Origin of the sequence: Loktanella sp. M215, from assembly GCF_021735925.1 — a bacterium.
In the GTDB taxonomy this organism is placed as follows: Bacteria; Pseudomonadota; Alphaproteobacteria; order Rhodobacterales; family Rhodobacteraceae; genus Loktanella.
Window position 1 is genome coordinate 3,382,677 of the sequence record NZ_WMEA01000001.1, and the last position, 25,774, is coordinate 3,408,450.

19 protein-coding genes and 3 pseudogenes are annotated in these 25,774 nt (G+C 61.3%); 8 read left to right on the forward strand and 14 right to left on the reverse strand.

The features are described from left to right. Positions 1–3: 3 nt before the first annotated feature. Together GLR48_RS16645 and GLR48_RS16650 are read right to left on the reverse strand one after the other, a co-directional pair. Entirely contained in the window at positions 4–1,071 is a 1,068-nt protein-coding gene (locus tag GLR48_RS16645; protein ID WP_237063067.1) for an SDR family oxidoreductase, read from the reverse strand. A gap of 30 nt (positions 1,072–1,101) precedes the next feature. After that, positions 1,102–2,169 (reverse strand): 2,3-butanediol dehydrogenase, encoded by a 1,068-nt coding sequence (locus GLR48_RS16650; RefSeq protein ID WP_237063068.1) that lies wholly within the window; start codon positions 2,167–2,169, stop codon positions 1,102–1,104. 218 nt (positions 2,170–2,387) lie between these two features. Here GLR48_RS16650 and GLR48_RS16655 point away from each other — a divergent pair, with 218 nt between their 5' ends. The 5 genes from GLR48_RS16655 to GLR48_RS16675 all read left to right on the forward strand — a co-directional run bounded on the left by GLR48_RS16655 (position 2,388) and on the right by GLR48_RS16675 (position 9,237). After that, on the forward strand, positions 2,388–3,308 hold the full coding sequence (locus tag GLR48_RS16655) for an NAD(P)-dependent oxidoreductase (RefSeq protein ID WP_237063069.1): 921 nt from the start codon (positions 2,388–2,390) through the stop codon (positions 3,306–3,308). A gap of 9 nt (positions 3,309–3,317) precedes the next feature. Then, positions 3,318–5,039, forward strand: coding sequence for an ABC transporter substrate-binding protein (locus tag GLR48_RS16660; RefSeq protein WP_237063070.1), 1,722 nt, complete (start codon positions 3,318–3,320; stop codon positions 5,037–5,039). 996 nt (positions 5,040–6,035) lie between these two features. After that, positions 6,036–7,439 (forward strand): amidase, encoded by a 1,404-nt coding sequence (locus tag GLR48_RS16665; protein ID WP_237063071.1) that lies wholly within the window; start codon positions 6,036–6,038, stop codon positions 7,437–7,439. A gap of 36 nt (positions 7,440–7,475) precedes the next feature. After that, entirely contained in the window at positions 7,476–8,462 is a 987-nt protein-coding gene (locus GLR48_RS16670; protein ID WP_237063072.1) for an acetamidase/formamidase family protein, read from the forward strand. Between the two features lie 13 nt (positions 8,463–8,475). Continuing rightward, on the forward strand, positions 8,476–9,237 hold the full coding sequence (locus tag GLR48_RS16675; RefSeq protein WP_237063074.1) for an SDR family NAD(P)-dependent oxidoreductase: 762 nt from the start codon (positions 8,476–8,478) through the stop codon (positions 9,235–9,237). On the opposite strand, the gene GLR48_RS16680 is transcribed toward GLR48_RS16675, so the two are convergent. From GLR48_RS16680 to GLR48_RS16725, 11 genes and pseudogenes are all read right to left on the reverse strand, one after another. Then, positions 9,234–9,539, reverse strand: coding sequence for a putative quinol monooxygenase (locus GLR48_RS16680; RefSeq protein ID WP_237063076.1), 306 nt, complete (start codon positions 9,537–9,539; stop codon positions 9,234–9,236). The two genes, GLR48_RS16675 and GLR48_RS16680, sit on opposite strands and share 4 nt — an antisense overlap. Positions 9,540–9,558: 19 nt before the next feature. Further along, positions 9,559–10,668 carry an AMP-binding protein gene (locus GLR48_RS16685; protein ID WP_336886653.1) on the reverse strand — a complete coding sequence of 370 codons (1,110 nt, stop codon included), beginning with the start codon at positions 10,666–10,668 and terminating at the stop codon, positions 9,559–9,561. Beyond that, complete coding sequence (locus GLR48_RS25965) at positions 10,644–11,249, reverse strand: AMP-binding protein (RefSeq protein WP_336886645.1); 606 nt, start codon at positions 11,247–11,249, stop codon at positions 10,644–10,646. The genes GLR48_RS16685 and GLR48_RS25965 overlap by 25 nt, the downstream gene beginning before the upstream one ends. Before the next feature lie 13 nt (positions 11,250–11,262). Continuing rightward, positions 11,263–13,614, reverse strand: coding sequence for an amidase (locus GLR48_RS16690; RefSeq protein ID WP_237063077.1), 2,352 nt, complete (start codon positions 13,612–13,614; stop codon positions 11,263–11,265). Then, the gene (locus GLR48_RS16695; RefSeq protein ID WP_237063078.1) at positions 13,611–14,345 is read right to left on the reverse strand and encodes an ATP-binding cassette domain-containing protein; all 735 of its coding nucleotides are present in this window, start codon (positions 14,343–14,345) and stop codon (positions 13,611–13,613) included. Before GLR48_RS16695 ends, GLR48_RS16690 begins: the two co-directional genes overlap by 4 nt. Continuing rightward, a complete protein-coding gene (locus GLR48_RS16700) occupies positions 14,342–15,382 on the reverse strand; it encodes a branched-chain amino acid ABC transporter permease (RefSeq protein ID WP_237063079.1) in 1,041 nt (346 codons plus the stop codon). Before GLR48_RS16700 ends, GLR48_RS16695 begins: the two co-directional genes overlap by 4 nt. Continuing rightward, complete coding sequence (locus GLR48_RS16705) at positions 15,382–16,251, reverse strand: branched-chain amino acid ABC transporter permease (RefSeq protein ID WP_237063080.1); 870 nt, start codon at positions 16,249–16,251, stop codon at positions 15,382–15,384. Before GLR48_RS16705 ends, GLR48_RS16700 begins: the two co-directional genes overlap by 1 nt. Positions 16,252–16,304: 53 nt before the next feature. Then, positions 16,305–17,549 (reverse strand): urea ABC transporter substrate-binding protein, encoded by a 1,245-nt coding sequence (locus GLR48_RS16710; protein WP_237063081.1) that lies wholly within the window; start codon positions 17,547–17,549, stop codon positions 16,305–16,307. A 39-nt stretch (positions 17,550–17,588) separates the two neighbouring features. Next, a complete protein-coding gene (locus GLR48_RS16715; RefSeq protein WP_237063083.1) occupies positions 17,589–19,181 on the reverse strand; it encodes a flotillin family protein in 1,593 nt (530 codons plus the stop codon). A 622-nt stretch (positions 19,182–19,803) separates the two neighbouring features. Continuing rightward, a complete protein-coding gene (locus GLR48_RS16720; RefSeq protein WP_237063085.1) occupies positions 19,804–21,360 on the reverse strand; it encodes an amidase in 1,557 nt (518 codons plus the stop codon). Positions 21,361–21,488: 128 nt separating this feature from the next. Further along, positions 21,489–21,836, reverse strand: a pseudogene (locus GLR48_RS16725) (integrase core domain-containing protein); the annotation flags it as partial. Between the two features lie 136 nt (positions 21,837–21,972). Here GLR48_RS16725 and GLR48_RS16730 point away from each other — a divergent pair. Then, positions 21,973–23,259, forward strand: a pseudogene (locus GLR48_RS16730) (IS110 family transposase). 211 nt (positions 23,260–23,470) lie between these two features. On the opposite strand, the pseudogene GLR48_RS16735 reads toward GLR48_RS16730, so the two are convergent. Then, positions 23,471–24,308, reverse strand: a pseudogene (locus GLR48_RS16735) (transposase); the annotation flags it as partial. A gap of 202 nt (positions 24,309–24,510) precedes the next feature. Here GLR48_RS16735 and GLR48_RS16740 point away from each other — a divergent pair. Further along, the gene (locus GLR48_RS16740) at positions 24,511–25,083 is read left to right on the forward strand and encodes an antibiotic biosynthesis monooxygenase family protein (protein WP_237063087.1); all 573 of its coding nucleotides are present in this window, start codon (positions 24,511–24,513) and stop codon (positions 25,081–25,083) included. Between the two features lie 422 nt (positions 25,084–25,505). Beyond that, positions 25,506–25,682: a hypothetical protein gene (locus GLR48_RS16745; RefSeq protein ID WP_237063089.1), complete on the forward strand. Its 177-nt coding sequence runs from the start codon at positions 25,506–25,508 to the stop codon at positions 25,680–25,682. The last annotated feature ends 92 nt before the right edge of the window (positions 25,683–25,774 follow it).

Consider the following 25,774-nt stretch of genomic DNA (forward strand, 5'->3'; position numbering starts at 1 on the left):
CCTTCAGGCGGGGATGATGCGCTGGGCGCGCAGCGCGACGAACACGTCAAAGAAGCTGGCGGGCGTCGGCTGATAGGCGTCGAAGCCCAGCACGCGGCTGTTGGTCATGTCGGTAAAGCATTCCAGCGTCCGGCTCAGGTCCGCGTCCGAGTGCCACCACGACGCCAGCTTGCCCACGGGGATGTCCTGCAGATCGTGCTTGGCGACAATCTCGGCCCAGACGGCGGGGGCGTCGGCCATCGTGTCCTCCAACGGGGTGGTGTGTCCCGGGTAGTCGGCGACAGGCAGGCCGAAGTAGTCGGCAATCTGCGCCCAGAGCCATGTCCAGCGGAAGACGTCGCCGTTGACGATGTTGAACGGCGTATCGGCGGCCTCTGGCGTGGTCGCGGCCCAGTGCAGCTGTTTGGCAAGGATGCGCGCGTCGGTCACGTCGGTGACGGCGTTATACTGCTCGGGCGAGCCGGGATAGACGAAGGGCCGTCCGGTGTGCTTGCAGATCGCGGCATAGACCGCCAGCGTCACGGCCATGTTCATCGCGTTGCCGACGACGAAGCCGATCATCGTGTGCGGGCGGTGGACGGACCAGGTGAACCCCTGTTCTTTGGCCTTCTCGAACAGGACATCCTCTTGCGCGTAATAGAAATTCGGCCCCGGCAGGCGCGGGCTGCTTTCCAGAAACGGGGTGTAGGGCGTGACCTTGGCGTAGTCGTCGAAGGACCCAAGGTAATGCTTCAACCCCGTCACGAGGGCCGCGTGCTGCACCGGCGCACCGGCGATCCCGTCAAAGAGGTTGCGGATCATCGCCGCGTTGACGCGGACGTTTTCATCCTCTGACGCCTGCCGGGACCACGTGCAATAGAACACATGCGTCACGTCCTGTGCTGCGGCCAGCGCGGTCTTGCTGCCTGCGGCATCTTCCAGATCGGCCGCAATATGGCGGTCGGAAAAGTCGAGGTCCACGGCGCTGCGCGACAGGGTCACGACCGTCCAGCCGTTATCCTTCAGGAAACGCCCGGTGTAGCTGCCGGACAGGCCGGTCGCGCCGACGATCAGTGCGATGTTCTTGGTCATGTGGTCAGGTCTTTCGTGGGTTCAGTCAATTCAGGTGGTGACGAGGATCTTCAGGTGTTCGCCTGCGGGATCGAGAAGCGCCTCGAACCCCTTGGCGACGACATCCTCGGCTTGGATGCGGGCGGTGATGACGCGTTCCACCGGGAAGGTCCCCGCGGCGATCATCCGGGCGATGCGCGGCCAGATCTGGGTGGGGTAGCACCAGGTCGCCTCGACCGTGATGTCCTTGAGCGCCCAGAGCATCGCGTCGATGCTGGCAGGCTTCATGTGCAGACCTACCTGCACCACCTTGCCCTGACGGCGCACGGCGTGGACACAGGCGTTCAAGGATGCCTCCTGCCCCACACATTCGAGCGCTACGTCAACGCCGACACCTTCCTCGGTCAGATCGCCGACGATAGCGACGAGGTCGCTGCTGCGGGGATCGACGACATGGGCGTAGGGCGCGATGTCCTTGATGATGCGGCGGCGGTTCGGGTTGGGTTCGGATACGATGATCGTGGCCGCACCTGCGGCGTGGGCCGCCAGCACCGTCAGCGCACCGATGGGACCGGCCCCAGATACCAGCACCGTGCTCCCTGCGGTCACGCCACCCCGGTCCACACCATACAGCGCCACGGCGGCCGGTTCGATCATCGCCGCCTGTTCGTCGGTGATGTTATCGGGGACCGGCTGCGCGTTGTAATCCTTGACGACGGCCTTTTCGCCCATGCCGCCCCAGGCCCACGACAGACCGACGCAACCCATGGACGGCGACAGATGATAAAGCCCCCGCTTGCCGTAATAGTCATTGCGCGGCGACAGCAGCGGCTGGACCGAGATGCGGTCGCCTGCGGTGACGTGGGTGACGCCAGAGCCAACCGCCAGCACCCGTGCCGAAAACTCATGCCCGAGGATCTGGGGGTTGGTGGCGCCCGTGTAAATATGGGGCTCCTGCGGTGTCACGATAGGGCCGGCGATATATTCATGCAGATCGGTGCCGCAGATGCCGGTCACAAAGGGTGCGATCAGCACGTCGTCGGCGGCAAGATTGCCCGAAGGTTCCGCCACGTCTTCGACGCGGATATCCTTCGCGCCATGGAATCGCACTGCCTTCATCGGGTCTCTCCTCCTGCATGACGACACTGGGCTTGCAGCCCGTGATCGTCCGGTTCGATCTGCCAGCGACGTTGCTCCCGTCATCGCCCTGCACCAAGACCCTATCTGTCCGCTTCGGAGATTATCCGACTGATTTGTCCGAAGCGGATAAATTGCGGCGCACGCGCGCACCTGCCCCGGCATAACGTGTCACGGACGCAGGCCCGAAGGAGCATATCGTGGGGATCAAAACGGACGCCGCAAAGGTGGCGCAGGACAAACTGTCGGTGGGATGGATCGGCGCGGGCAAGATGGGGGCGCCGATGATCCGCAATTTGCTGGCGCAGGGCATTCCGGTCACCGTGACCGATCCTGTCACCGCTGTGGTCGCGGACCTTGCCAGCGCAGGGGCGACCCCCGCGGCGGACATGGCCGCACAGGCCGGCAGTGACATTGTCTTTGCGACCCTGCCCAACGACGCGGTCCTGCGTGCCGTCGTCATGGGCACCGCGGCGGAACCGGGTCTTGCCGCCAGCCTGCGCCCCGGCGCCATCCTTGTCGAAATGAGCACGGTCTCTCCGGAGTGTTCGGCCGAGGTCGCGGTAGCCCTGGAAAACAAAGGGATAAGCTATCTGCGCGCACCGCTGTCGGGCAGCACCGCGCTGGCCGAAACGGCGGCGCTGACGATCCTCGCCTCAGGTGACAAGGCTGCGTGGGACACCGTTCAGCCCTATCTTGCACATCTGTCAGCCCGCCGCTTCTATCTGGGCGCGGGCGAGGAAGCGCGGTTCATGAAACTGGTGATCAACACGCTGGTCGGTGCCACAGCGGCCATCATTGCCGAGGCGCTGGCCCTTGGCGAAAGCGGCGGCCTGACCCGCGCCGACATGATGCAGGTCATCGGTGAAAGCGCCGTCGCCTCGCCGCTGTTGGCCTACAAGACCGCCACCATCGTGGCCGACGATTTCACCCCTGCGTTTTCCGTCGATCAGATGATCAAAGATTTCACTCTGATTGCCGACGCTGCCCGCGCCGGCGACGCGCCGCAGCACATCATCGGGCTGATCCTGCAACAATACCGTGATGCGGCGGCTGCCGGGTTGAATGACGCTGATTTCTTCGCTTTGGTGAAATGGCGCGGAGGCGCGGCGCAATCGTAAGGGGTGAACATGGATCAGCAAACTATCCTAGCCGCGCCCAAGGCCGAATTGACCAGCCACGAGCTGTCGCGGATCGTCGATTTCCTGCGCAAGCTGCGTGCCCCGTTCGACGACGGGCTGCCTGACGCCAAACCGGACGTCTTCTGGAACGTCGTGCTGGAACTGGTCGATGCCCACCTGCGCGACCGCCCCATCGACAAATCCGGGCTGATCACGCTGGCCCGTGTGCCCTACAGCACTGGCAACCGCATGGTCACCAAGATGATCGCGGACAACCTGATCCAGACCGTGCCGCGCGGCCAAGGGCTCAAGACGCATTTCCTGCGACCGTCTGAACGCTTGCTGACCGCCTTCATGGACTACGCAAATCACGTCAAGGCGCATCTGGCCAAGACCTTTGGCCTGCGCAAGGGGTCGGAGGCGAACGAATATTACTTCGGCGGCAGCTACTTTGCCTCTCAGATCATCTCTCCGGTGCAGACCCACGACATCGGCGGCAGCGTACCCAGCGACATCCGCTTTCTGCTCAATGACGACAACTACTTCGCCTCGATGCGGAACATGTGGTCGGATTTCCGCAACGACCTTGGCCGCAAAAGCAGTTTCGACCTGCAACGCCTGCCCGAGCTTTACACCAACGCGCTGGCCGTCGGGCAAAGCCGGGCGCCCGCCTATGACGTCGTATCGGTCAACATGCCCTGGCTGGGCGAATTCGCCGAAAAGGGACTGCTTGCGCCGCTGGACGACCTGCTGACCGATGCGGCGATCAACGCGCTGGACTTTCACCCGTCGGTCTGGGGCACCGGCAACTGGAACGGCACACAATACGGCATCCCGCTCTATTGCACGATCGAGATCCTGGCCGCCCGCCGGGACCTGTTCGAGGAAAAGGGGCTGACCTACCCCAAGACCTTTGACGACACGATCCGCGCCGCGCGCGAGCTGCACCGTCCGGCGTCGGAATTCTACGGCATCGCCTGGAACGGCCAGCGCGGCATGCCGATCGCCAATTCCTTCATGTTCTTTCTGGCGGCCTGTCAGAAAACCATCATCGACATGCCGCTGCACAATCAGGACAGCTGGCGCTTTGACCGGTTCGAACGGCTGAAGCTGCAGATCGATAGCGATGCCTCTCTCGAAGTCATCGACTACATGAAGCAGTTGGCCGAGGTGTCGCCGCCCGACATCGCCAACATGGATTGGGAAAAACGGATCGCCTGCTTCATGTCCGGTCAGGCGGGCATGGCCTATTGCTGGACGATGCGCGCGGCCCGGTTCGAACACGAACTCAGTTCCCGCGTGGCGCGGCGCGTGGCCTACCTGTCGCCCCCCGCCCGCAGACTGGGCAAGATCGCGGCCCCCATCGGCGGGTTCCTGATGACAATTCCGGCGCATGTGAACCCCGCGCGGCAAAAGCAGATCATCAACGCGATCGCCTGGATGGTGTCGCCAGAGGCGATGAAGGCCCACGTCAAGAACGGCTTTCCCGTCGCCCCCCGCTTTTCCGTCTGCGCCGATCCAGAGGCGCTGGCGTCGTCCCCCATCGTGCGCATGGTCGACCAGATGGCACGCCGAAATGAACTGGTCACGTGGTCCCGGCCGCCCGTCCCACAATTCAACCTCATCGAACGGACACTGGGACGCGAAATCCACGATGCTGTCTTCCATGGGAAATCGCCGAAACAGGCGATCCGGGATGCCGAAAACGAGATCCTTCGAAGTCTGGCCTGATCCCGTTCGGGCGGCCACCGCGACCTGTTGACCTGCGCCCGCGCGCCGGGCGGACGATCCCGATATGCCAACCTTTGACTGGCCGCGCATGCGATCGCGTGCGCGGGCCCCACAGCATCAGGCAACTGCCCCGGCAGCGACAGAACCTCGGAGGCCTATCGAGACACCGCAGACCGTCTTCGCGACATAGCGGCAGGCCAACACCCTTCGACCGACCTCACACGAGCCTTGACGCTGTCCATCCAGGAAACCGGCAGCGCAGTCGTCGTGGCCGATCGACAACGGGGACGGCACGCCTCGTCATGGGAATTGGTCTTCACGCTGTCCCAGATGACCTCGACTACGCTAATGCGTCGGATCGCAAAAATGTGGGGACAGAAATGGTGGCAGATCATGACAGAAGCATCAACGCCAATAACAAGACAGACCCTAAGCCACTGATCTTCATATATGAGTTGGAAATATAGTCGATTTGATCTGGCGGAGGCATCGTCAGCCATGGATCTAAATCGACACATCTTCTCACAGCAAATTCAATTAGATACGTGATAACCCCTCACACCTTGGGTAACACGATGTGGAGCAAAACTTCAGTCTCGATATTTGCTGGCGGGAGCTTGCAACCGTCTTCGCTTGCTTACAATTCAGTGCAGAGGACACGCCTTTGGTACTTGAACCTCTTCCACCAGAACCGAACAGTTTCGCAGCTGATTTCGATGCTGCGTCCTTGCAACAGACCCTCCGAAATGCGGAGCGAAAGCTGGAACCGGATGCCCAGCATCACGGCCGGGCACATAATCTTCGAGAATGTGGTGAAGAAGCGAAAGGGACTGTAAGTTCCATTCCGCAACGCGACGGGTCCGCCCTGCCCGCCTCGATATTTATCTCGCCAACAAAACGACAGGCAGGTTTCGTTGCGCATGGCCCGCATAGTTGTTGTCTCTGGATCATAAAGACTTACCATCGCAGGAACGATATCCACGATCGGAGCGGTCGATGACGTCACGGGATCTGCATTTCATGGGATTGCTGGATATTGCCCGCCAGATCACGTCGGGCGAAACGACGTCGCTGAAGGTCACCCGCGCGATGTTGGACCGGATCGAAAAGGTCGATCGAAACTTCGAAAGCTACATCCATGTGTGCAAGGATCGCGCCTTGCAACAGGCGCAGGCCGCTGACGACGAGATAGCCAAGGGATTGCACAAGGGGCCGCTGCATGGCGTCCCGATCGCGGTCAAGGATCTTTGCTACACCACCTATGCGCCCACCCGGGCAGGCACGATGATCCACAAGAATTTCGCCGCACCCTACAACGCGACGGTCGTTGACAGGCTGGAAACGGCGGGCGCGGTGATCCTTGGCAAGCTGACGATGACCGAAGGCGCCTATACCAGCCATCACCCCGACATCCCCCTGCCACCGAACCCGTGGAGCGCGGATCACTGGGTCGGCTCGTCATCGACCGGATCGGGCGTTGCAACCTCTGCGGGATTATGCTTCGCCTCACTGGGCAGCGATACGGGGGGATCAATCCGCTATCCCAGTGCCACCTGTGGCCTGACCGGTATCAAGCCAACCTGGGGTCGGGTCAGTCGGCACGGCGTCTTTGCGCTGGCGGATTCGCTGGATCATATCGGCCCGATGGCACGGTCAGCGGGCGACTGTGCTGCCGTTCTGCAGGTCATTGCGGGCTGGGACCACAGCGATCCGACGTCCATCGACGCTGCCGTGCCGGACTACCTTGCCGAACTGGGCAAAGGCGCACGTGACATGCGTATCGGGGTCGACCGGGCCTATGCCATGGACGGGATCGACCCGCAGGTCTCGGATGCGCTGGAAAACGCCATCGCGGTCTTCGAAACGCTCGGCGCGCGCATCATCGACGTAACCATGCCACCGTACACGGCCCTTGCGGACGCGTGGATCCGCATGTGCGCCATCGAAACCGCCGTGGCCCACGCCGACACCTATCCGGCGCAGGCCGATGCCTACGGCCCCGACCTGATCCAGCTGATCGAGGAGGGCCGCAGCGCCACCGGGATGGATGCAGCACACGGTCACCACCTGCGCATCGCATTCACGCAGGCGCTGGCGACGATGTTCGGCACCGTCGACTGCATGCTGTGCCCCACAATGCCGACACCGACACCCAGCCTGTCCGCCATGGCGACATACGGTGAAGATCCCAGCGTCCTGAGTGAGATCATGCGCTTTACCGCGCCGTTCGATTTTTCCGGCTCTCCGACGATCACGCTGCCCAACGGGATCGACAGCGCGGGTCTGCCGCTTAGCATGCAAATCGTCGGACCCCATCTTGGAGAGGCCGTGATCATCCGCGCGGCAGACGCCTATCAGAACGCGACGGCGTGGCACACGCTCGAACCACCGATGACCTGACGCAACGCAACCTATTCAGTGACGGGACGACGACAAATGGCTTGGACGGATCACTCTTTCATGGCCCGCAATGCGGTAGCAAAGGGCAAGGCGGGTCAGCATCACACGCTGACAGAAGAAGAGCAGGGCGAATACCACTACGTCTACGGCCCCTACGCCACACCGGTTCTGACCATCGCGCCCGGTGACGTGGTCGCGGTCGAAACGCTGGATGCCTTCGGTGGTGCCATCAAGACCGAAGACGACCTGCCCAGCAAGGTGCTGAAATTTCCCTATGTGAATCCGCAGAACGGACCCATTGCGGTCACGGGGGCGCAGAAGGGCGATGTGCTGGCCGTGCATATCCACGCCGTATTGCCACGCGGGCCACAACCGGCGGGTACGACCGCGCTGATCCCCGGCTTTGGCGCGCTGGTGGCGGACCCCAACCTGTTTTTGAACCCGCACATCACCGAACGCGTCAAGAAGATGGAGGTGACGCCCGAAGGGGGCGTCAAATTCTCCGACCGAATCACTCTGCCTTACGAACCATTCGTGGGCACCATGGGCGTCAGCCCGCAACTGGAGGCCGTCAGTTCACTGCAACCCGATTACTGGGGCGGCAACATGGATTGCCCTGACGTGGCCCCCGGCGCGATCATCTATTTCCCGGTGCAGCGCGACGAGGCACATTTCTTCATCGGCGATTGCCACGGGCGGCAGGGCGACGGGGAACTGTGCGGCGTGGCCGTCGAAATCGCAGCAACGGTGACGGTGCAGATCGACCTGATCAAGAGCTGGTCCATCCCCGGCGTGCGGATCGAGACCGAGGATTTCATCATGTCGCTCGGCAGTGCCCGCCCGATGGAGGACGCGGCCCGCATGGCCTACCGCGATTTGGTGCGCTGGCTGGTCGAAGATTACGGCTTCGAGGAGAGCGAGGCCTATTTCCTCGCGACCCAAGCCGGAAAGATGCGGGTCGGGAACATGGTCGATCCCAAATACACCATGGGCGCGTCGATGCTCAAATCATACATCAGCTAGAAAGGGTGCCATCATGGATCTGGGACTGAAGGGACTGCGCGTACTGATCACAGGCGGCACCAAGGGCATCGGCCGCCACTGCGCCGAAATCTTTGCCGATGAAGGCGCAAGTGTCGCCGTCTGCGCGCGCGACAGTGCTGGCGTGGCCAAAACGGTCGAGGCTCTCAAGGCGAAGGGGATTACTGCCATCGGACGCGGCGTCGATGTGGCAGACCAGCACGCCCTGAAATCCTGGGTCACCGACAGCGCCGCCAGCCTGGGCGGCATTGACATGGTGGTTGCGAACGTATCCGCCCTCGCCGTGGCCGACGACGAAGCGGCATGGCAAGCCGGGTTCGGCGTGGACATGATGCACTCGGTCCGGCTGGTGAATGCCGCGATGCCGTTTCTGGAAAAGTCGCAGGCAGCGTCGATCACGCTGATCTCTTCCGTGTCGGGGCGCGAAATCGATTTCACCGGTCCGGCCTACGGCGCGTTCAAGGCCGCATTGGTGCATTATGCGCAGGGCCTTGCGCTGCAACTGGCGCCGAAAGGCATCCGCGCCAACACGGTCTCACCGGGAAACACCTACTTTCAGGGCGGCATCTGGGAGAATATCGAACAGAACAACCCCGACCTCTTTGCCGAAGCCCTTGGCATGAATCCGATGGGCCGCATGGCCAAACCGGAGGAGATCGCGCGTGGCGTCGTTTTTCTGGCAAGCCCCGCATCAAGTTTCACCAGCGGGACGAACCTCGTGATCGACGGTGCGCTGACGAAGGGCGTGCAGCTTTAGGCGCCCGCGTCGGGCCAGATTTCCTCGGCCATGACAACGGTTACCTGACCGTCCAGCAATGCCCCGGCCGCGGCAAAGAACCCTTGTGATCCGGGACCGTCATTGTGCCGCTGCATGGCGGCCTTGTCCGTGAACCGCTCGTAGGTGGTGAACAGGCAGGGGTCTTCCGGGTCCTGGGCCACGTGAAACGCGACGGTGCCCTGTTCATGATCGCGGGCGTAGGCGCCCACGTTCAGCAGTGCGGCCCGCACCGTCGCCACATCGGCTTTGCGGGCACGGATGATCGCGGTCAGGCTGTGCATGGGCGGCGTCCTTTGCGGGTCAGGTCGGGGATGCGATGCCAAGGTCCTTGCACATCGCATCGCGCATCTTGAACTTCTGCGGCTTGCCGGTGGCCGTCAGCGGCATGTCCGTCACAAAACGGACGTGGCGCGGGATCTTGAACCGGGCGATCCGGTCGCGGCACCAGTCGCGCAGCGCCTCGGCGGTCAGGGACGCGCCGGGGCGCAGGATGATCCACGCCGCGACATCCTCGCCCAGCCGGGCATCGGGCAGACCGAAGACCTGCGCCTGCGCGATGTCGGGATGGCCCAGCAGAAGATCCTCGATCTCGACCGGATAGATGTTCTCGCCGCCCCGGATCAGCATGTCGCCCGCGCGTCCCGTGATGCGGGCGAAACCGTCGGCGTCGATGGTCGCGATGTCGCCGGTGTGCATCCAGCCGTCCCGGATCGCCTCTGCCGTGAAGGCCGGGTCGTTCCAGTAGCCCTTCATCACCAGATACCCGCGCGTCAGCAATTGACCCGGTTGTCCCACCGGCAGCGTCTGGCCCGCGTCGTCCACCACCTTGCATTCGACATGCGGCTGCACCCGCCCGACGGTTTCGGCCCGCAGGGCCACGGGATCGTCCGGAGCGGTCTGGAACGACACCGGGCTGGTTTCGGTCATACCGTAACAGATGGTGATGTCGCGGCAATGCATGTCCTGCATCACGCGACGCATCAGCGGCGCGGGACACAGCGATCCAGCCATGATCCCCGTCCGAAGGCTGCGCAGGTCAAAGCTGTCGAATTGCGGATGATCCAGCATTGCGGCGAACATCGTCGGCACGCCGTGGACGGCCGTGCAGCCTTCGGCCTCGATCGCCTGCAGCGTCGCCAGAGGATCGAACCCCTCGCCCGGGAACACCATCTTGGCACCGTAGGCCACCGCCGCCAGATTACCCAGAACCATCCCGAAGCAATGATAGAGCGGCACAGGAATGCACAGCGCATCCTGCGGCGATAGTCGCATTGCCCGCGCCGTCGAAATGGCATTGTTGAGGATGCTGCGGTGACTGAGCGTCGCGCCCTTGGGACGTCCCGTCGTGCCGGAGGTGAACTGGATATTGATTGCATCATCCGGCTTCAGCCCCGCGCAGATGGCATCCAGCCGGGACTTGGGCCCTGCCCGCCGCGCGCCATGACCGCGTCAAAGGACAGCGCGCCGGGCATCGGATTTGCACCCAATTGCACCACGCGGCGCAGATCGGGCAGCCTGACACTGCGCAATTGTCCCGGCTGCGCCTGCGCCAGTTCCGGCGCAAGATCACGCAACTTAGCCAGATAATCGTTGTCGCGAAATCCAGGGGCCATGATCAGCGTGCTGACACCGACATGCCGCAACGCGTATTCAAGCTCGGTCGTCTGATAGGCCGGGTTGATGTTGACAAGGGTTGCCCCGATCCGCGCCGTGGCGAATTGGGCCAGCACCCATTCAGGCCGGTTGGGGGACCAGATGCCGATCCGATCGCCCTTGTAGGCCCCGATGGCCAGCAACCCCGCCGCCAGGCGATCCACCCGCCGCGCCAGATCGTCATAGGTCCAGCGCTCTTTCGTCTGGCAAAACACGGCTGCCGTCCGGTCGCCGTGCCGCTTGCGGACCTCGGCCAGAAAGCCGGGGATCGTGGCGTCGATCAGCGGGCGCGCTGTGCTGCCCCTGACGTGGGATTGCCCGTCGATCGGTCTTGTCATCGCAGCCCCCAGCCTACATCCCGCGCCAATCGCCCGCCTGTTCGAAGGCCGACGCCGCCCGGTAGATGGTGCTTTCGTCATAGCGCCGCCCGACGATCTGCAGACCGACGGGCAGCCCGTCGGACATGCCGCAGGGCACGGACATCGCCGGGTGACCGGTCACGTCGAAAGGTGCGGTGTTCGTGATCATCTCGAACGCGCGCTGGATATAAAGCTCGAGCGAGGCATCTGCGGGCGGCAGTGGCGGCGCCTTCATCGGAGTCGTGGGCGTCAGCAGCAGGTCATAAGAGGCGAAGACCTTGTTGAATTCGTCCCGCAACTGCCGCGACAGGTTCTGCGCCTTGGCGTAATAGCGGCCGCGCGTATGCTTCAGGTGGTACTGCCCGATCAGCATCGAAATCTTCAGTGAATCGCTCAGCTCGTCCGCCCGCGTGCGCCAGTTGGAATGGAATTCGAGAAGCGACGTCGTATAAAGCCCCTCCCAGCCCGTGCCCATGCCGTTGCCCAGCATCATCTGCTGGGTCAGCCCCTCCAGCGCGATGGGCGTCCAGATCGCTACACCGTGCAGGTGCCACGGCACCGATATTTCGTCCACCACAGCCCCAAGTCGCCGCAACGTTTCCGCCGCCGCGCGGACCTTGTCGTTGACGTCCTGTTCCGCGCCGACCTGACCAAAGCCTTCCTTGATCACACCGATGCGCAGCCCCGACACCCCGCGCCCGACGGCGGCGGTATACTTGTCGGTCTTCACGTCATACTGGCGCGGATCAAGACCATCGGCCCCGGCGATCACTTCAAGCATCAGCGCGTTGTCCATGACGTTCTGGGTCAGCGGGCCGGTATGGTCGATGGTGGTTTCGATCGGCATGATGCCGGAATAGGGCACCAGACCGTGGGTCGGTTTCATCCCGTAGCAGCCGCAGAACGACGCGGGCATCCGGATCGATCCGCCCTGATCGCCGCCGATGGCCATGTCGACCTGTCCCGCACCGACCAGCGCACCGGAACCCGACGATGACCCCCCCGCCGAATAGCCATGCTTGTGCGGGTTGTGCACCGGGCCGGTCGCGTTGGTATGGGACCCGCCCGACAGGCAGAATGCCTCGCAATGCGCCTTGCCCATGATCGTGGCGCCCGCATCCAGCAGCCGCGTCACGACGGTCGCATCCAGATCAGGTGTATAGCCCTTGAGCGTGGCAGAGCCATTCATCATCGGCACACCGGCAAGGCAGACGTTATCCTTCAGCGCGACGCTGCGCCCGACCAACGGTCCGCGCGGCGCGCCCTTGATCTCGGTGCGGACATACCACGCGTTCATCGGGTTTTCCTCTGCCGTCGGGCGGTAGCCCGATGTGCGGGGGTACAGCACCGGCGGCAGGTAGTCGGGCAGCGAATCCACAAGATCGTAGGCATCGAGCGTCGGCTGCATCACATCCAGAAATTCCTGAACGCGGGCATCGGACATGCTCATGCCCAGTTCGGACACGACCTCTTTCATCTGGGACAGGGTCGGGCGCTGGACGGTCATGTAAGACATCCTTTCGATGAGAGGGGCCACCGGCGCGGGGCCGCGCGAAGGTGCAAGGGGGGCTGCGGCGGGCGTTGAGACCCCGGGGCGCTTGGGCTGAGCGGGCTTGGCGGTGCTGCCACTGGACGACCCGAAACCGGTAAATTCGTCGATCAGTTCAGGGTTGGACGCCTCGGACCCCGAGACTTCGCCGATGATCGCACCCTTCTGGATCAGCAGCACGCGGTCCGACAGCGCAGAGATGAAATCAAGGCTTTGTTCCACCAGCACGATGGTCACGCCCGTCTGTTTGTTCAAGTCCTGCAACAGCGCGATGATCTCGTCGATGATCGACGGCTGAATCCCCTCGGTCGGCTCGTCCAGCAGGATCAGGTCAGGTTCCGAAATCAGGCAACGCGCCAAGGCAAGTAACTGCTGTTCGCCGCCGGACAATGCGCCACCGTCGCGGTCCAGCAGTCGTTCCAGCCGCGGAAAGCTGGCCAGCACGCGATCGATGGCGTCAGTCTCGTCGACATCGTGGGCGGCGACACCCATCCGCAGATTGTCCCGGACGCTGAGGTTGGGGAAGATCCCCCTGCCCTGCGGCACGTAACCGATCCCCTCGCGGGCACGGCCGGACGCCTTCGTCCGGATCAGATCCTGCCCGTCGAAGATGACTTGTCCCGCGGTCGCAGGCACGATGCCCATCAACGTCTTGAGCAGCGTCGACTTGCCCATGCCGTTGTGCCCCAGCACGCCCAGAATTTCGCCCTCGAACACGTTCAGGTTGATGCCGTGCAGCACCGGCACGCGGCCATACCCGGACTGCAAGCCCTGAACCTTCAGCAGCGCGCTCATGCCCGGTGTCCCAGATAGACTTCGCGCGCACGTTTATCCTTGGAAATCGCGTCCATCGTGTCTTCCATCAGAATGCGACCTTCGTGAAATACCGTGACCTGCCTCGAAATCATGCGGATGAACTGCATGTCATGCTCGACCACGATCAGGGCTGCAGTTTCGTTGATCTCGTGGATCAACTCCGCCGTCCGGGCCGTCTCCTCATGGGTCATACCCGCTGCGGGTTCATCCAGCAGCACCAGCCAGGGTTCCGCCACCACGACCATGCCAAGTTCCACCCACTGCCGCTGGCCATGGGCCAGTTGACCGACCAGTGCGCGGCGGATGTCGCCAAGCTTGAGGCGTTCGATGGTCTCGGTCGTCAGGGTCCGCGCGCGCCGCGCGTCGTGCCAGCGCCGGGCCGACAGCCAGATATTCTCGTCCACGCTCAGCCCGTCAAAGACGTTGGGCACCTGCGTCTTGATCCCGACGCCAAGGCTTGCCACCTGCTGCGGCTCTATCCCGGTGGTGTCCTGGCCGCGGATGATGATTTCGCCCGCGCTGGGTGACAGCTGACCCGTCAGACATTTGAAGAACGTGGATTTACCCGCCCCGTTGGGCCCGATCAGACAGCGCAATTCCCTGTCGTAAAGGGTGAAATCGACCTGATCGACCGCCTTGACCCCGCCGAAATGCATCGACAGGCTGCGCGTCTCAAGGATCACTTCGCGTCTGTCGCGTTTCGATGTCATGAGTGGCCCGCCCCGGCGCGGCGGCGCCTGCGACGCGTGCCGGACACCGGTCTGCGGCGTGTTTTGAACCAGCCGGTGATGGTCGGTGCGACCCCGCGTGGCACCAGAAGAACGAAGAAGATCAGGATGATCCCCAGCACGAGGTTGTTGTTCAACAGGGACTGCCCACCCAAAGCCGAGGTCAGATAGAATAACCCGAAGGTGGCCATGATTGGCCCGATCAGGGTTCCGCGACCGCCAACAATCACCCAGATGATCGTCAAGGCGGCGTTATACAGACTGAAAACATCCGGCGTGATCCGCCCGACCCCGTTACAGAACAGCACCCCGCCGATTGCAGCGATGCCCGCCGCAATCGTGAAGATGCCCAGCTTGTAGAGCCGGGAATCGTAGCCCAGAAGCTCGGCGCGCAATTCGTTCTCTCGGATCGCAGCGCAGACCCTGCCGAAATGGGTCGTGACCAGCCAGCCGCTGAAGACGTAGCACAGGATCAGGGCCGCCATCGCGACATAGAAGACATCTTCGGGAAACAGGAACGCCGAGGTGTCCCACGGCAGGTTCAGGGGTGGTGACGTGATACCGTTGAAGCCCCCCATCAGGGCTTTGCCAATCTTGTATTCCGGCCCAGAGGTGCGCCGGATCAACGAGAAGAAGATCAATGTGACCGTCAGGGTGATGACGCCCAGATACACGTCAGATACCCGCCCGAAGAACATGAAATACCCCAAGAGCGACGCAAAGGCCGCCGCGACCAGGACAGCCACCAGAATCGCCCATGTCGATCCGTCGAAGTTGATCGCAGCGATAGTATAGGCATAGGCCCCGAGGCCAAAGAAGGCGACCTGCCCGAAACACAGGATGCCACCGTATCCCCAGACCAGCGCAAGGCTGAGCGCGAGCACGGCCAATGAGATCGCAGTCGTCAGGTTGATGATCGTGAAGAGTTGTAGCGCATAGGGTGCCGCGACCATGAACACGACGCCGATCAGGGCAAAGATCAGAACGGGCCGCATCTGGGTCAGCGTGCCGTTCCCCATCACAAGGATTTCCTGAAGAAGCGGCCCGTGATCCCGCGCGGCATCAGGCGCAACAGGACGATCGCCGCGACCAGCAGTGCAACCTCGCCGATGGTGGGGCCGGTGATGAATGAAAAGATGCCGTTGATCCCGCCCAGCAGGATGGACCCCGCCGCCGTTCCCGCGAGGATCGCCGATCCGCCAGAGATCACCGTGATGAAGGCCTTGGCGATGTAGATCGACCCGATGGTGGGCAGCACGCCCGTGACCGGGGCCAGCAGTCCCCCCGCAAGGCCCGACACCGCAGCCCCCAGCCCGAAGGTGATCATGTAGATCCGTGTCGTGGATACGCCCAAAGCCGATGACATCTCGGGATTTTGCATGGTTGCGCGGGCGACAAGACCAAGTTTCGTCAGCTTCAACGTCGCATAGACCGCAGCGAAGAGTGCGGCGGTCACGCCGATCAGGAACAGTTCATAGCCTGATGCGGAATAGGAACCGATGCGAATGATCCCGAGCGGTGCAGAGATGGTCGTGGCCGTCGATGCCCCGAAGATCGACGTGACCAGTCCGATCAGCAGCAAAGACAGGCCCCAGGTCGCCAGCAGCGTGTCGACCATCCGGCCGTACAGCCAGCGGATCAACAGCCGTTCCACGATGACCCCGATGATGCCCACGACCAGTGGCGCAAGGATCAGCATCGCGATCCAGACGTTCACGCCCGCGTTCGTCGCCACCAGCACGGTATAGCCGCCCAGCATCAGGAACTCGCCATGCGCCAGATTGATGACCCGCATCATGCCGAATATGATCGCAAGCCCGAGGCTGATCAGCGCGAGGTTAGCGATACCGTAAATCAGTTGAAACAAGACGGCGACGACCAGGTCCAAGGCGTTCTCCAGCGGGGGATAAGGGTGGCCCGGCACACGCCGGGCCAATCGGGTTACTTGATGCCGGCCGCTTCCAGCCCGTTTTCGAACAGGAAGGTTGCCTGATCGGGGTTGGCCACAAGGTCACAAACCATCTGCGTATCGGCAGGCGGCTGGTTTTCAAACGACTCGACGATGTTCCAGGTCTGGTCCTGAAGTTCGGCAATGTAGACGTTCATCGAACAGTGGTTGGTCTGCGGGTCGATCGACACGATGCCGGACGGGCCGTCGTAGCTCAGCCCCGACCGCAACGCCTCGATCACCGGATCACGGTCAGCGGTACCCGCGGCCTTGACGGCTTCGGCCCACAGCATCGCACCCTCGTAGGTCCGGATCGCCAATTCGTTCATGTCCGGGCGGTCCGCACCCAGTTTGGCGGTGATGCGTTCCAGAAACGCCGTGTTGGTCGGAGAGTCGATGCCTTCGAAGTAGCTGTAGGACGCGACGATGCCGTTGCCCTCCTCGGCCGAGATCAGCTTTTGCTCGTTGCCGACGCCAAAGGTCGTGGATGCGATCGGAATTTCCTTCATCATGCCAGCCGCCGCATACTGGCGGTAGAAGGATACATGCGCGCCGCCGACCAGCGCCGAGATGACGAAATCGGGCTTTGCGGTCTGGATCTTGTTGATGGTCGGGCCAAAGTTGGTGACGTCGAGCGGGAAGAATTCGACGTCCAGCGTCTCACCTCCGTTTTCCTTGACGAAACGCTGCATCCACTGCGCGGTGATCTGGCCGTAGTTATAGTCGGCGGCGACGATATAGACCTTCTTGCCCCACTTTTCGATCGCATAGGGCACGACCTTGGCCACCGTCTGGGCGGGTGTCGATCCTGTGCAGAAGGTGTTGAAATCGCAGACGCCGCCCTCGTACTGGGTATTGTAGAAATACAGCGTCTTGAACCGGTCCAGCGTGGGGCGGATCGCTTCTCGGGACGCCGATGTGATGCCGGCGTGGACCACGTCCGCCTTGTCCCCGGCGGCGGCCTGCGTGGCATACTGGGTGTAGAACTGGATGGATGACTGCGCGTCATACATCTTGAGCTCGACCTCGCGGCCCAGCAGGCCGCCCGCCGCGTTGATGTCATCGATCGCAAGCTTGGTGGTCTCGGCCATCGGCGCGCCGTAGATATCGAGACCGCCAGAGAGATCGAGGATCGCGGCGAACTTGATGTTATCCGACTGTGCGCGTGCGATCGTCGCAGGGGCCGCAAGGGCAAGAGCGGAAGAGCCGATGACGAACTGTCTGCGGGAAAGCGTCATGTGAGTATCTCCTTGAGGTGATGAACGACGCGCCTGGCGTCAGCGTTTCTTGTCGGACGCGCCTGCGTCCGTTGCCTTGTCCGGCTTGCCACCGGTCGTTTTCCTGTCGAGCGATTTCGAGAGGCCGCGCACGCCATCGCCGATGTTCATACCGACTTCTTCGCCCAGTTTCTGAACCGCAGGCAGCTGCAGCGCCATGCTCAACACCGAATCGACGACCTGATTGACCGCGGACGCTACGCCCTTCTTGCGGCCGCCCTTGGCGCCATCGAATCCGGTCATGTGATTGATGCGAATGCTTTCGATCTTTTCGGCTGGTTTCATCATGCGTTCGACAACCAGCGGCAACGTCCGCAGACGCGCCTCGTCCATCTTCATTGCGATCAATGCGGGGCTTTGCGCATTCTCTGCCTCAATCATGGCGGCACGGCCCTTGGCCTCTGACAGCATCCTGTCGCGTTCCGCCCCGGCCCGGTCGAGCGTGGCCTTCGCCTGTGCCTCAGCCAGCAACTTGATGGTGTCGGCTTCGGATCTGACGCGCGTGTCGTCGACCTGCGCCTGTTCGGCCGCGCGGATCAGGGCGAGCGCCTTGTCACGCTCGGCCATCGCAGTCTCCCGGATCGTGCGCACGCGCTCTTCAGCCTCGGCCTCTCCGCCCTTGGCGGCGATGGCGTCCGCTTCGGCCAGGGCTTCTTCACCACGTTTACGGGCCAGCACCACGGTATTTTCGGATTTCTTCAGTGCGGAGTTCAATTCCGATTCCAGCGTCTGGCGCCGGACCTCCGTATCGCGGTTGATCCTCGCCGCCTCGCGTCGTTTTTCGGACACGGCCTGTTCTTCTGCCGTCTCGGCGGCCGACCGGGATCGTGCGATCTCGATCTCGCGCTGCTGCGTGATCATCGCCTCTTCTTCCTCGCGCGTGATCGTCAGCTTGCGCTTGGTCGCCTCCAGCTGACTTTGCCGGACCGACACATCGGCATCCGCCTCGATGACCGCACGCTCCTTCTTGTTGACGGCAATGATTTCCGCCAGCCGCCGCATCCCCAAAGCGTTGAAGGCGTTGTTTTCGTCAAGCGCGTGAAACGGCGTCTGGTCGATTCGCGTCAGCGACATCGATTCCAGCATCAGGCCGTTCTGCCCCAGGTTATCGTCCAGCATCGCACTGACTTCGCGGGCATAGTTCGCCCGATTGTCCTGCAGGTCGTCCATCGTGTAACCCGCCGCGACCGACAACATGGCGTTCACGAGTTTACCTTCGAGGATTTCTTCCAAGTCAGACGCGCGGAAGGATTTACCACCAAGCGCCTGTGCGGCCGTCGCGACCCCTTCGACAGTGTCCTTGACGCGCACATAAAACTCTGCCGCCACATCAACCCGCAGACGATCCTTCGTGATAATGGATTTTGCACCCGCCCGTTCTATATCCAGCTTCGAGGTGCGCATATTCACTTCCGACACCTTGTGCAGAAAGGGCAAGGCCACGCAGCCACCGTCCAGAACGACTTTTTGCCCCCCCATGCCGGTCCGGACGACGCTGATTTCGCGCGTCGCCTTGCGATAGTAGCTGCTTAGGAACAGAATGATCAGAACGGCTGCGATGACCAGCACAACGATCACGAAGAACCATGCCATAAACGGACCTTTTCTGTTCCAGATGGGTCGCCGACTCGGGCCATTCCTGCCGCAGTGAGGCTGAAAGGATGGCCGCTCAACTGCAGTAGGTCGATGAAATTTTTGACTGTCAAGACACGACAGTATTTATTCGCATTTTTTAGTTTGCAGACCTATCGGCCGTCATAAATTTTATTCAGATTTGATTCCAGATTGGCCTGGATTGGCTCATCTCGAAATTTCCAGTGGCTGTTCTTAAACGGCCAAAGGCGATTGTGATAATCAGTGGACCGAATCTGTTTTCACCAGAACGGACCGGTTTCGCGGCCGATCTGCATACCGCATTCGTGCAACAAATCCTCGACATTTCGGAACGCAAGCGGGAACGGCGCGTAATCTTTAATTGCAGCGCCCATGATCTCAGAGGACATCAAGGCCCCAAAGAGACTGGATTTTTTTCAACACGACGCGTTTTTCCCGCTCGCCTTCAATAGGTTTCCTTTTCAGCGCCGTCATGACCACCGCCACGCTGGCCGCGTCATACTGCTGTGGTCCAGAAAATCAATCTATCGCCTGATTTTCAATTTTCCCCAGCCACCTCCGTTTTGCGCGCCGAAATAAAGCGGCGATTCCAAATTTCCGATCAGACGGCCGCTTTATGATGCTGCGTTCCCTGCTCATACGCATATGCACATTGGATCAATTTCGCTTCACTCCACTGGAGCCCAAGAAAGATCAATTCAAATGGTGCGCCAGAAGAGTAGTATCCCGCAGGAACGGTCACCCCTGGAATCCCCGCAATGTTCAGCTCGCCGACGGTGGTTTCGAGGATGGCGTCACCCGAATGCAAGCCGGGCAATTCTTGAAGCATCTGCGGGTAGACAAGACCATCCAACTGGTGCCGCTGAAAGACCTCTTCAAACAAGCGCAGGTATTTTCGCTTGATCGCGGTGAACTCGGGTAAATCTGGCGGGAGCCCAGGCGATTTGACGGCCTCGACGAAGTCCGGAAGCGCGTTGAGGTAGCCAAGGATCGCCCCCTCCGCGAGTGGATCTTCGGCCTTCGTGGCGTCCATGAACTCTGCCCATGTCTTGATCGCCGCGTTCGGTCCAAGCCGCTGCAGATAGCAGGTCATGTCATAGGCGATGGATTCCAATCCGCGCCCATCGAAGAATGGCGTGCCAGGCGTGATCTGGCGGAGCGTCGCGAAATCGGTTCCTGAAAAAGGATCCTCGACAAGAACCGCACCAAGCTGTTCCAGCTCGGGCTTGGCACGCCCGTAAAGCGTCGCGGCTTCGGATGACAACTTGTCCTGACGCCATCCAGGGCCATACAGGCCCAAGCGCTTGCCCTTCAAGCCATCCAGGGTGAGCCCGGCGGCGTAGCCGCCTTCCGGGATCTTGTCGACCGACGCGAGAGTCTTGGGATCTTCGGTCGTAAACCCCGCGATTGCATCCAATCCCAATGCTGCATCTGTGACCGTGCGGGCGATGGGTCCGACAACATCCCGATTGCCCGACAACGGCACAACACCGGCATTTGGAACCAGACCAATCGTCGGTTTGATCCCGACCAGTCCTTGTGCCGATGCGGGATTCTGAATTGACCCACCCGTTTCCTCAGCAAGCCCGAAGACGCACATATGGGTCGCCACTGCCGCTGCCGTGCCTGCACTCGAACCACCAGGTGCCCGGTCCTCAATCGCAGGATTGATCGTCGGACCGGCCCAGCTGTCATTGGCATGGGTGCCTGTCCAACTGAGGATCGGCACGTTGGTCTTTCCCAAGATGACGGCATCGGCCGCACGCAATCTGGCGACCACCGGACTGTCACGGTCCGGCATCAGATCTATGCCTCCGGCGCCAGAATAAAGCAGCCGCCACCCTGCCGTCGAAGGGAACCCCTTCATATCCATCGGATCTTTGACCACCACAGGCACCCCGGCCAGAGCCCCCAAGGTTTCCCCTGCCGCGCGCCTGCGGTCAATCGAACGAGCCGTCTCCAGCGCCGCATCCTGATTGTGGAAAATGATGGCGTTATACGTCCCATTCAATGAATTGATCTGGGCGATGCAGGCTTCGGTCAATGCCTCGGCACTGAATGTCCCGGCATCGAGCCCATCACGAATGACCGCCACGCTCAGTGTCGCCAGATCGGGGACGCCGGATTTGACAGTATCGGAATTGGAAGGCGTCGTCATCGAATTCTCCTGTTTGGTGTGGGCGACCGGGATTGCCCCCCACGCGACGGACCACTGGCCAGACCGCATGTTGTTGACGACAAGATGGATGCTTATTCTAGGTGACCTGCCCCCCGTTCGTCCCTCGTTCATAACGAGACTCCTAGGGTTTGATATTCGTCGGTTTCGGGTGTGGCAAGCGCGCCGGGCGCGGTGCCATCAAGTAGCTCAAGCGCTCGGCGCGCTTCTGCGGGGGTCTTGTTGCCGAGTGATGAATGCGGCCTGACGTTGTTGTAATCGTAGCGCCAGATGGCCAGCGTTCGGCGTGCGTCGGTCAGGCTGTCGAAGATTTCCTCGTTGAGGCATTCGTCGCGCAAGCTGCCGTTGAATGATTCAATGTAACCATTCTGCTGTGGCTTGCCGGGATCGATGTAATGCCACTCGACCTTGTTGTCGTTTGCCCATTTCAGGATCGCTTTGCTGGTGAACTCCGTTCCGTAGCATGTTGGGAATGAAGTGCCGTTCAAGGTTATGGCCGCCTGCGCAGCCTCCAAAATTGCGCAGCAGGCGGCCATAACCGGGTCTCGGGTCTCTATGGTGGTTTTGCGAACCACACCACAGAGGAGACCGGCCATGGCCAAGGTTGAACATACTTCGGATGCCCGCGTTCTGGTAGGCATCGACATTTCCAAACACCGGCACGAGGTGCTGATTGCCGTCCCGGGCAAGACGCGGCGGCGGCGCATGACGATCACCAATTCCACCGACGACTTCATGCGCCTGATCGCGATCTTGCGGGAATATGGCCTGCCGGTCCGGATCGGGTTTGAGGCCACCGGCAACTATCACCGTGTGCTGATGTATCATCTCGGCGTCGCCGGGTTCGACCTGAAGCTGGTATCCTCGGTCGCCCTCGCCCGCACACGCGAGGCGCTACACAACAGCTGGGACAAGAATGATCCGAAGGATGCGCAAGTCATCTTGCACATGCTGCAAATCGGCGCGGTGCAGATCTTCCGAGGACCCGATGGTCGCCGGTACGAATGACATTCAGGAATTGTCCAAGACTCATGATGCGGTGTCGCGGTCCAAGACCGAGCTGTGGCATCGGATTTTGACCCACTATCTGCCACTTTATTTTCCCGAGGCCGACCGCTTCCACCGCAGCTCGCGCACCGACTGGTTCCCCGGCCTTCCTCGAGATGTTCCCGTCTCCACACATGATATCTGCCCTGACCAAGGATGAGTTCACCAAGGCGGCTCCGGGAAGTGGTTGGACGCAAGGTCGAGAAGACCCTCATGTTGTCAGATATTTACGAGACGGCGAAGACTTCCGCGGGGCTGCCCGTGTCGCCGGATTCTGACGCCATCAGGATGTTCCGCATGATGCTGGCCGAAGGCAGAAGCCTGATCCGCCAACGCAATGCCATCGAAGGCCGTGCCGTCGAACTGCTCGGCGATCGTCCCGATTACCTGCTGCTGCGCACCATTCCCGGCATCGGGCCGATCAACGCCCTGACGATCCTGGCCGAGACCGGTGACCTGCGCCGCTTCCGTCATCACCGGCAGTTTCTGAAGTTTTGCGGCATGGATCTGGCAACCGTCCAGTCCGGCATGTTCCGCGGTCGAAGCAAGATCTCCAAATACGGCAACGCCCGTTTGCGCCGCACTTTGTGGCTTGCAGGGCAGACGGCGGTCATGAAGAAGGCCAACAGCTTCCGCGACAAGTTCGAGCGTTACATTGCGCAAGATCGTCACAACCCGGATTTGCGCCGCAAGGCTTACACAGCCATCGCCGCAAAGATGGCCCGCACCATTCACGCCGTGATCAAATCCGGCGAACCCTATCGTCCCTTCTTCGAGGGGACGAGCCCAGGCGGAAGGACCCCTCTCTGTAGAGCCGTGGAGGCAGGTTCCTGACCTCGTAGATAATGTTCGGGCCTTCCGCTTGGGATTTAGGATCTCGTCTTAAGGACGGTGAGGGCGGCATCGTGGCCGACCCTGTATTTGCTATGGGAGAGACCACTTCTTGACGGCGGAGCCCGCCTGGGCAACAATTCAAAAGGTATCCGGTAGCTCGGATGCCATGTGATCTGACGCCCTAAACAGCGTTTTGTTCCCGAGCTAGGACGTTGTCGGAAACGATACAAGCGGGTTTCCCATAGATCCGGACTAGTGCATCCAACTCTCGTGCGACCCTGGCCCCGGAGATGCTGGTGTCGGGGACCAAGCATAGGTTTTCGCGCCAACAATCGTCATCGACCGCCAGGATGCGGAATTTGCGACAGGCCCCGAAAGTGTCGGACAGGAAGTCCAAGGACCAGCGCTGGTTCGGGCGCAATGGCATTGGCATTGGTGTGCGGCTGCCTCGCGCCCGTTTCCGGCCTCTACGGCGGCGCACTGACAGGCCCTCTTCCCGGTAAATCCGATAGAGCTTCTTTTCGTTCATAATCATGCCCACGCGCTCCAGCAGGACGCCAATGCGCCCCTCTCGGCAGATTGCTGCGCAATCGCCTGCCGGGCAGCGGGATAACCGAACCGGCGACGTTTCTCAGCAATCTTGTTCATTTCCAGACGGATCTCCGGGTTATCGGGCGGCCTTTCGCACCGCACGGTTTTCGGTTCGACACCGATCAGGACGCAGACCCGGCGTTGAGAGATCTGATGATCCCGCAGCGCTGCGTCCCGCCGTTGCATCGGCGTCGTCAGGGCTTTCCCAAGAGATCCTTCAGCACAACATTGTCCAGCATGACATCTGCCACCAGGCGTTTCAGCTTCGCGTTCTCATCTTCGAGCTGTTTCAGCCGCTTGGCGTCAGACAAATCCATCCCGCCATACTTGGCCTTCAGCTTGTAGAACGTGGCAGGACCCAAGCCATGCTTCCGGCACAGATCAGCCGTCGGCAAACCAGCCTCCTGCTCTTTGATCATCCCGATTATCTGCGCTTCGGTGAAACAGCTTTTCCTCATCTCGTCTGCTCCTTCAGGTTGGGCAGAAACTACATCAGATCGAGGGAACTTCCGGGCAGCAGGTCAGGCGGCATAGTTGCGCGCAGATATGTCGACGCACATTGCCAGACGAACCGGCAATTCCATTTGGCTGGATTTCTGGCTATCGCTCAGCCACCGGGTTCGATTCTGCCGTAAGGCCACTCTCTGAGGGAAATGCGATATGCATGCACTGTTTTTTGAAGTTCGCCCTAAACCCGGACATCTCGACAATTACTTCGAACACGTTGCACTGTTGCGGCCGGTGCTTGCTCGGCACACCGGCCTGAAATTTCTGGACCGTTATACCGCACGCAACGATCCCGATCTGCTGCTGTCGCACCAGCTGTGGGATAGCGAAGACTCGATCATCGCCTGGCGGCGGGATACCACACACCGCCGTTCTCAATCGGCCGGCCGTCAAGTCCATTTTGAAGACTACCGCATCCGTGTCGGCGAACGCGTTCTGCACTGGACGGCCACAGACCAGGATGCCGCGGCAGCCAAGCCGGTTGTCAGTGGCGCCGCCCATGTTTTGGCGCTCTACAGCACAGCTCCGATCATAGCGCCCGCATTTGTTACGTTCGAAAGCGTCAACACGAAGGGCATGTTCGTCGCACTTGCCACGACGGACGACTATGCTGCGGCCGAGACCCTGCTGAACGACAATATCGACGCCCCCGGTTTGGACGAAGGCGCAATTTACAGAATCCTGCGCGATTATGGCCAGTTCGACCGGACGCAAGCGCCGACATGATGGCCTGTCTCATGCGCCGTTGATCGGCTGGAAAATACGGTCACCCTGCCCCGTCCATCCGACCCAGCTGTGCCGCATTGTAATTTCCCCACAGCGGACAAGCGTACACCGCGCAGAATTTTCAAGGTGCTGATGACGGAAGCGCGGGCAACATGTATTTTCGCTACAAGCACGCCAATGGCCGCTTGCCTATTCTTATGGGCACTCCCCCCAGAAGCGCCGTGATTGAAAGCTGACATGTTGATGGAATGCGGCGGGGCTCGAAGCCTCGGCCAACCTGCCGCACCAAGTCAGACTCACGATCGCCTTGGACCTTTTCGCGTGGCAGCAGACGTCAGGTCTCAAGCTGGATGACGGGCACCGGTTTGTCAGCTACAATTCAAAGTCAGCAATGATCACCACATTTTTGGGGGATTGAGATGATGAACCTTGCAGAACGAACGGTGCAACTTGCTCATCTGAAGGACAAGATGCGAGAGCTGGAGGTCCTGTTTGAAGAAACGGAAGCCGCCATCGGCGATATGACTGACGAAGAAAAGAGGTCCTTCAAGGGGTTGGCGAGCGCCATTGAATACCATGCCAGCAAACTGAAGGTCTAACCCCCCGACCCGTCACGCATTATCCGCTTCGCAAAGCATTGCAGACGCTGACCAAAGGATGCCGAAGCGCTGCTGAGCAGGACGTGTCCCTC

Bases quoted from the DNA above. Each gene is read 5' to 3' on its own strand.
- GLR48_RS16715 (WP_237063083.1), bottom strand. From the start codon at position 19,181: ATGGCATGGTTCTTCGTGATCGTTGTGCTGGTCATCGCAGCCGTTCTG.
- GLR48_RS16740 (WP_237063087.1), top strand. From the start codon at position 24,511: ATGCATGCACTGTTTTTTGAAGTTCGCCCTAAACCCGGACATCTCGAC.
- GLR48_RS16665 (WP_237063071.1), top strand. From the start codon at position 6,036: ATGACGTCACGGGATCTGCATTTCATGGGATTGCTGGATATTGCCCGC.
- GLR48_RS16690 (WP_237063077.1), bottom strand. From the start codon at position 13,614: ATGAGCGCGCTGCTGAAGGTTCAGGGCTTGCAGTCCGGGTATGGCCGC.
- GLR48_RS16695 (WP_237063078.1), bottom strand. From the start codon at position 14,345: ATGACATCGAAACGCGACAGACGCGAAGTGATCCTTGAGACGCGCAGC.
- GLR48_RS16700 (WP_237063079.1), bottom strand. From the start codon at position 15,382: ATGGGGAACGGCACGCTGACCCAGATGCGGCCCGTTCTGATCTTTGCC.
- GLR48_RS16645 (WP_237063067.1), bottom strand. From the start codon at position 1,071: ATGACCAAGAACATCGCACTGATCGTCGGCGCGACCGGCCTGTCCGGC.
- GLR48_RS25965 (WP_336886645.1), bottom strand. From the start codon at position 11,249: ATGACAAGACCGATCGACGGGCAATCCCACGTCAGGGGCAGCACAGCG.
- GLR48_RS16720 (WP_237063085.1), bottom strand. From the start codon at position 21,360: ATGACGACGCCTTCCAATTCCGATACTGTCAAATCCGGCGTCCCCGAT.
- GLR48_RS16670 (WP_237063072.1), top strand. From the start codon at position 7,476: ATGGCTTGGACGGATCACTCTTTCATGGCCCGCAATGCGGTAGCAAAG.
- GLR48_RS16660 (WP_237063070.1), top strand. From the start codon at position 3,318: ATGGATCAGCAAACTATCCTAGCCGCGCCCAAGGCCGAATTGACCAGC.
- GLR48_RS16675 (WP_237063074.1), top strand. From the start codon at position 8,476: ATGGATCTGGGACTGAAGGGACTGCGCGTACTGATCACAGGCGGCACC.
- GLR48_RS16710 (WP_237063081.1), bottom strand. From the start codon at position 17,549: ATGACGCTTTCCCGCAGACAGTTCGTCATCGGCTCTTCCGCTCTTGCC.
- GLR48_RS16650 (WP_237063068.1), bottom strand. From the start codon at position 2,169: ATGAAGGCAGTGCGATTCCATGGCGCGAAGGATATCCGCGTCGAAGAC.
- GLR48_RS16745 (WP_237063089.1), top strand. From the start codon at position 25,506: ATGAACCTTGCAGAACGAACGGTGCAACTTGCTCATCTGAAGGACAAG.
- GLR48_RS16680 (WP_237063076.1), bottom strand. From the start codon at position 9,539: ATGCACAGCCTGACCGCGATCATCCGTGCCCGCAAAGCCGATGTGGCG.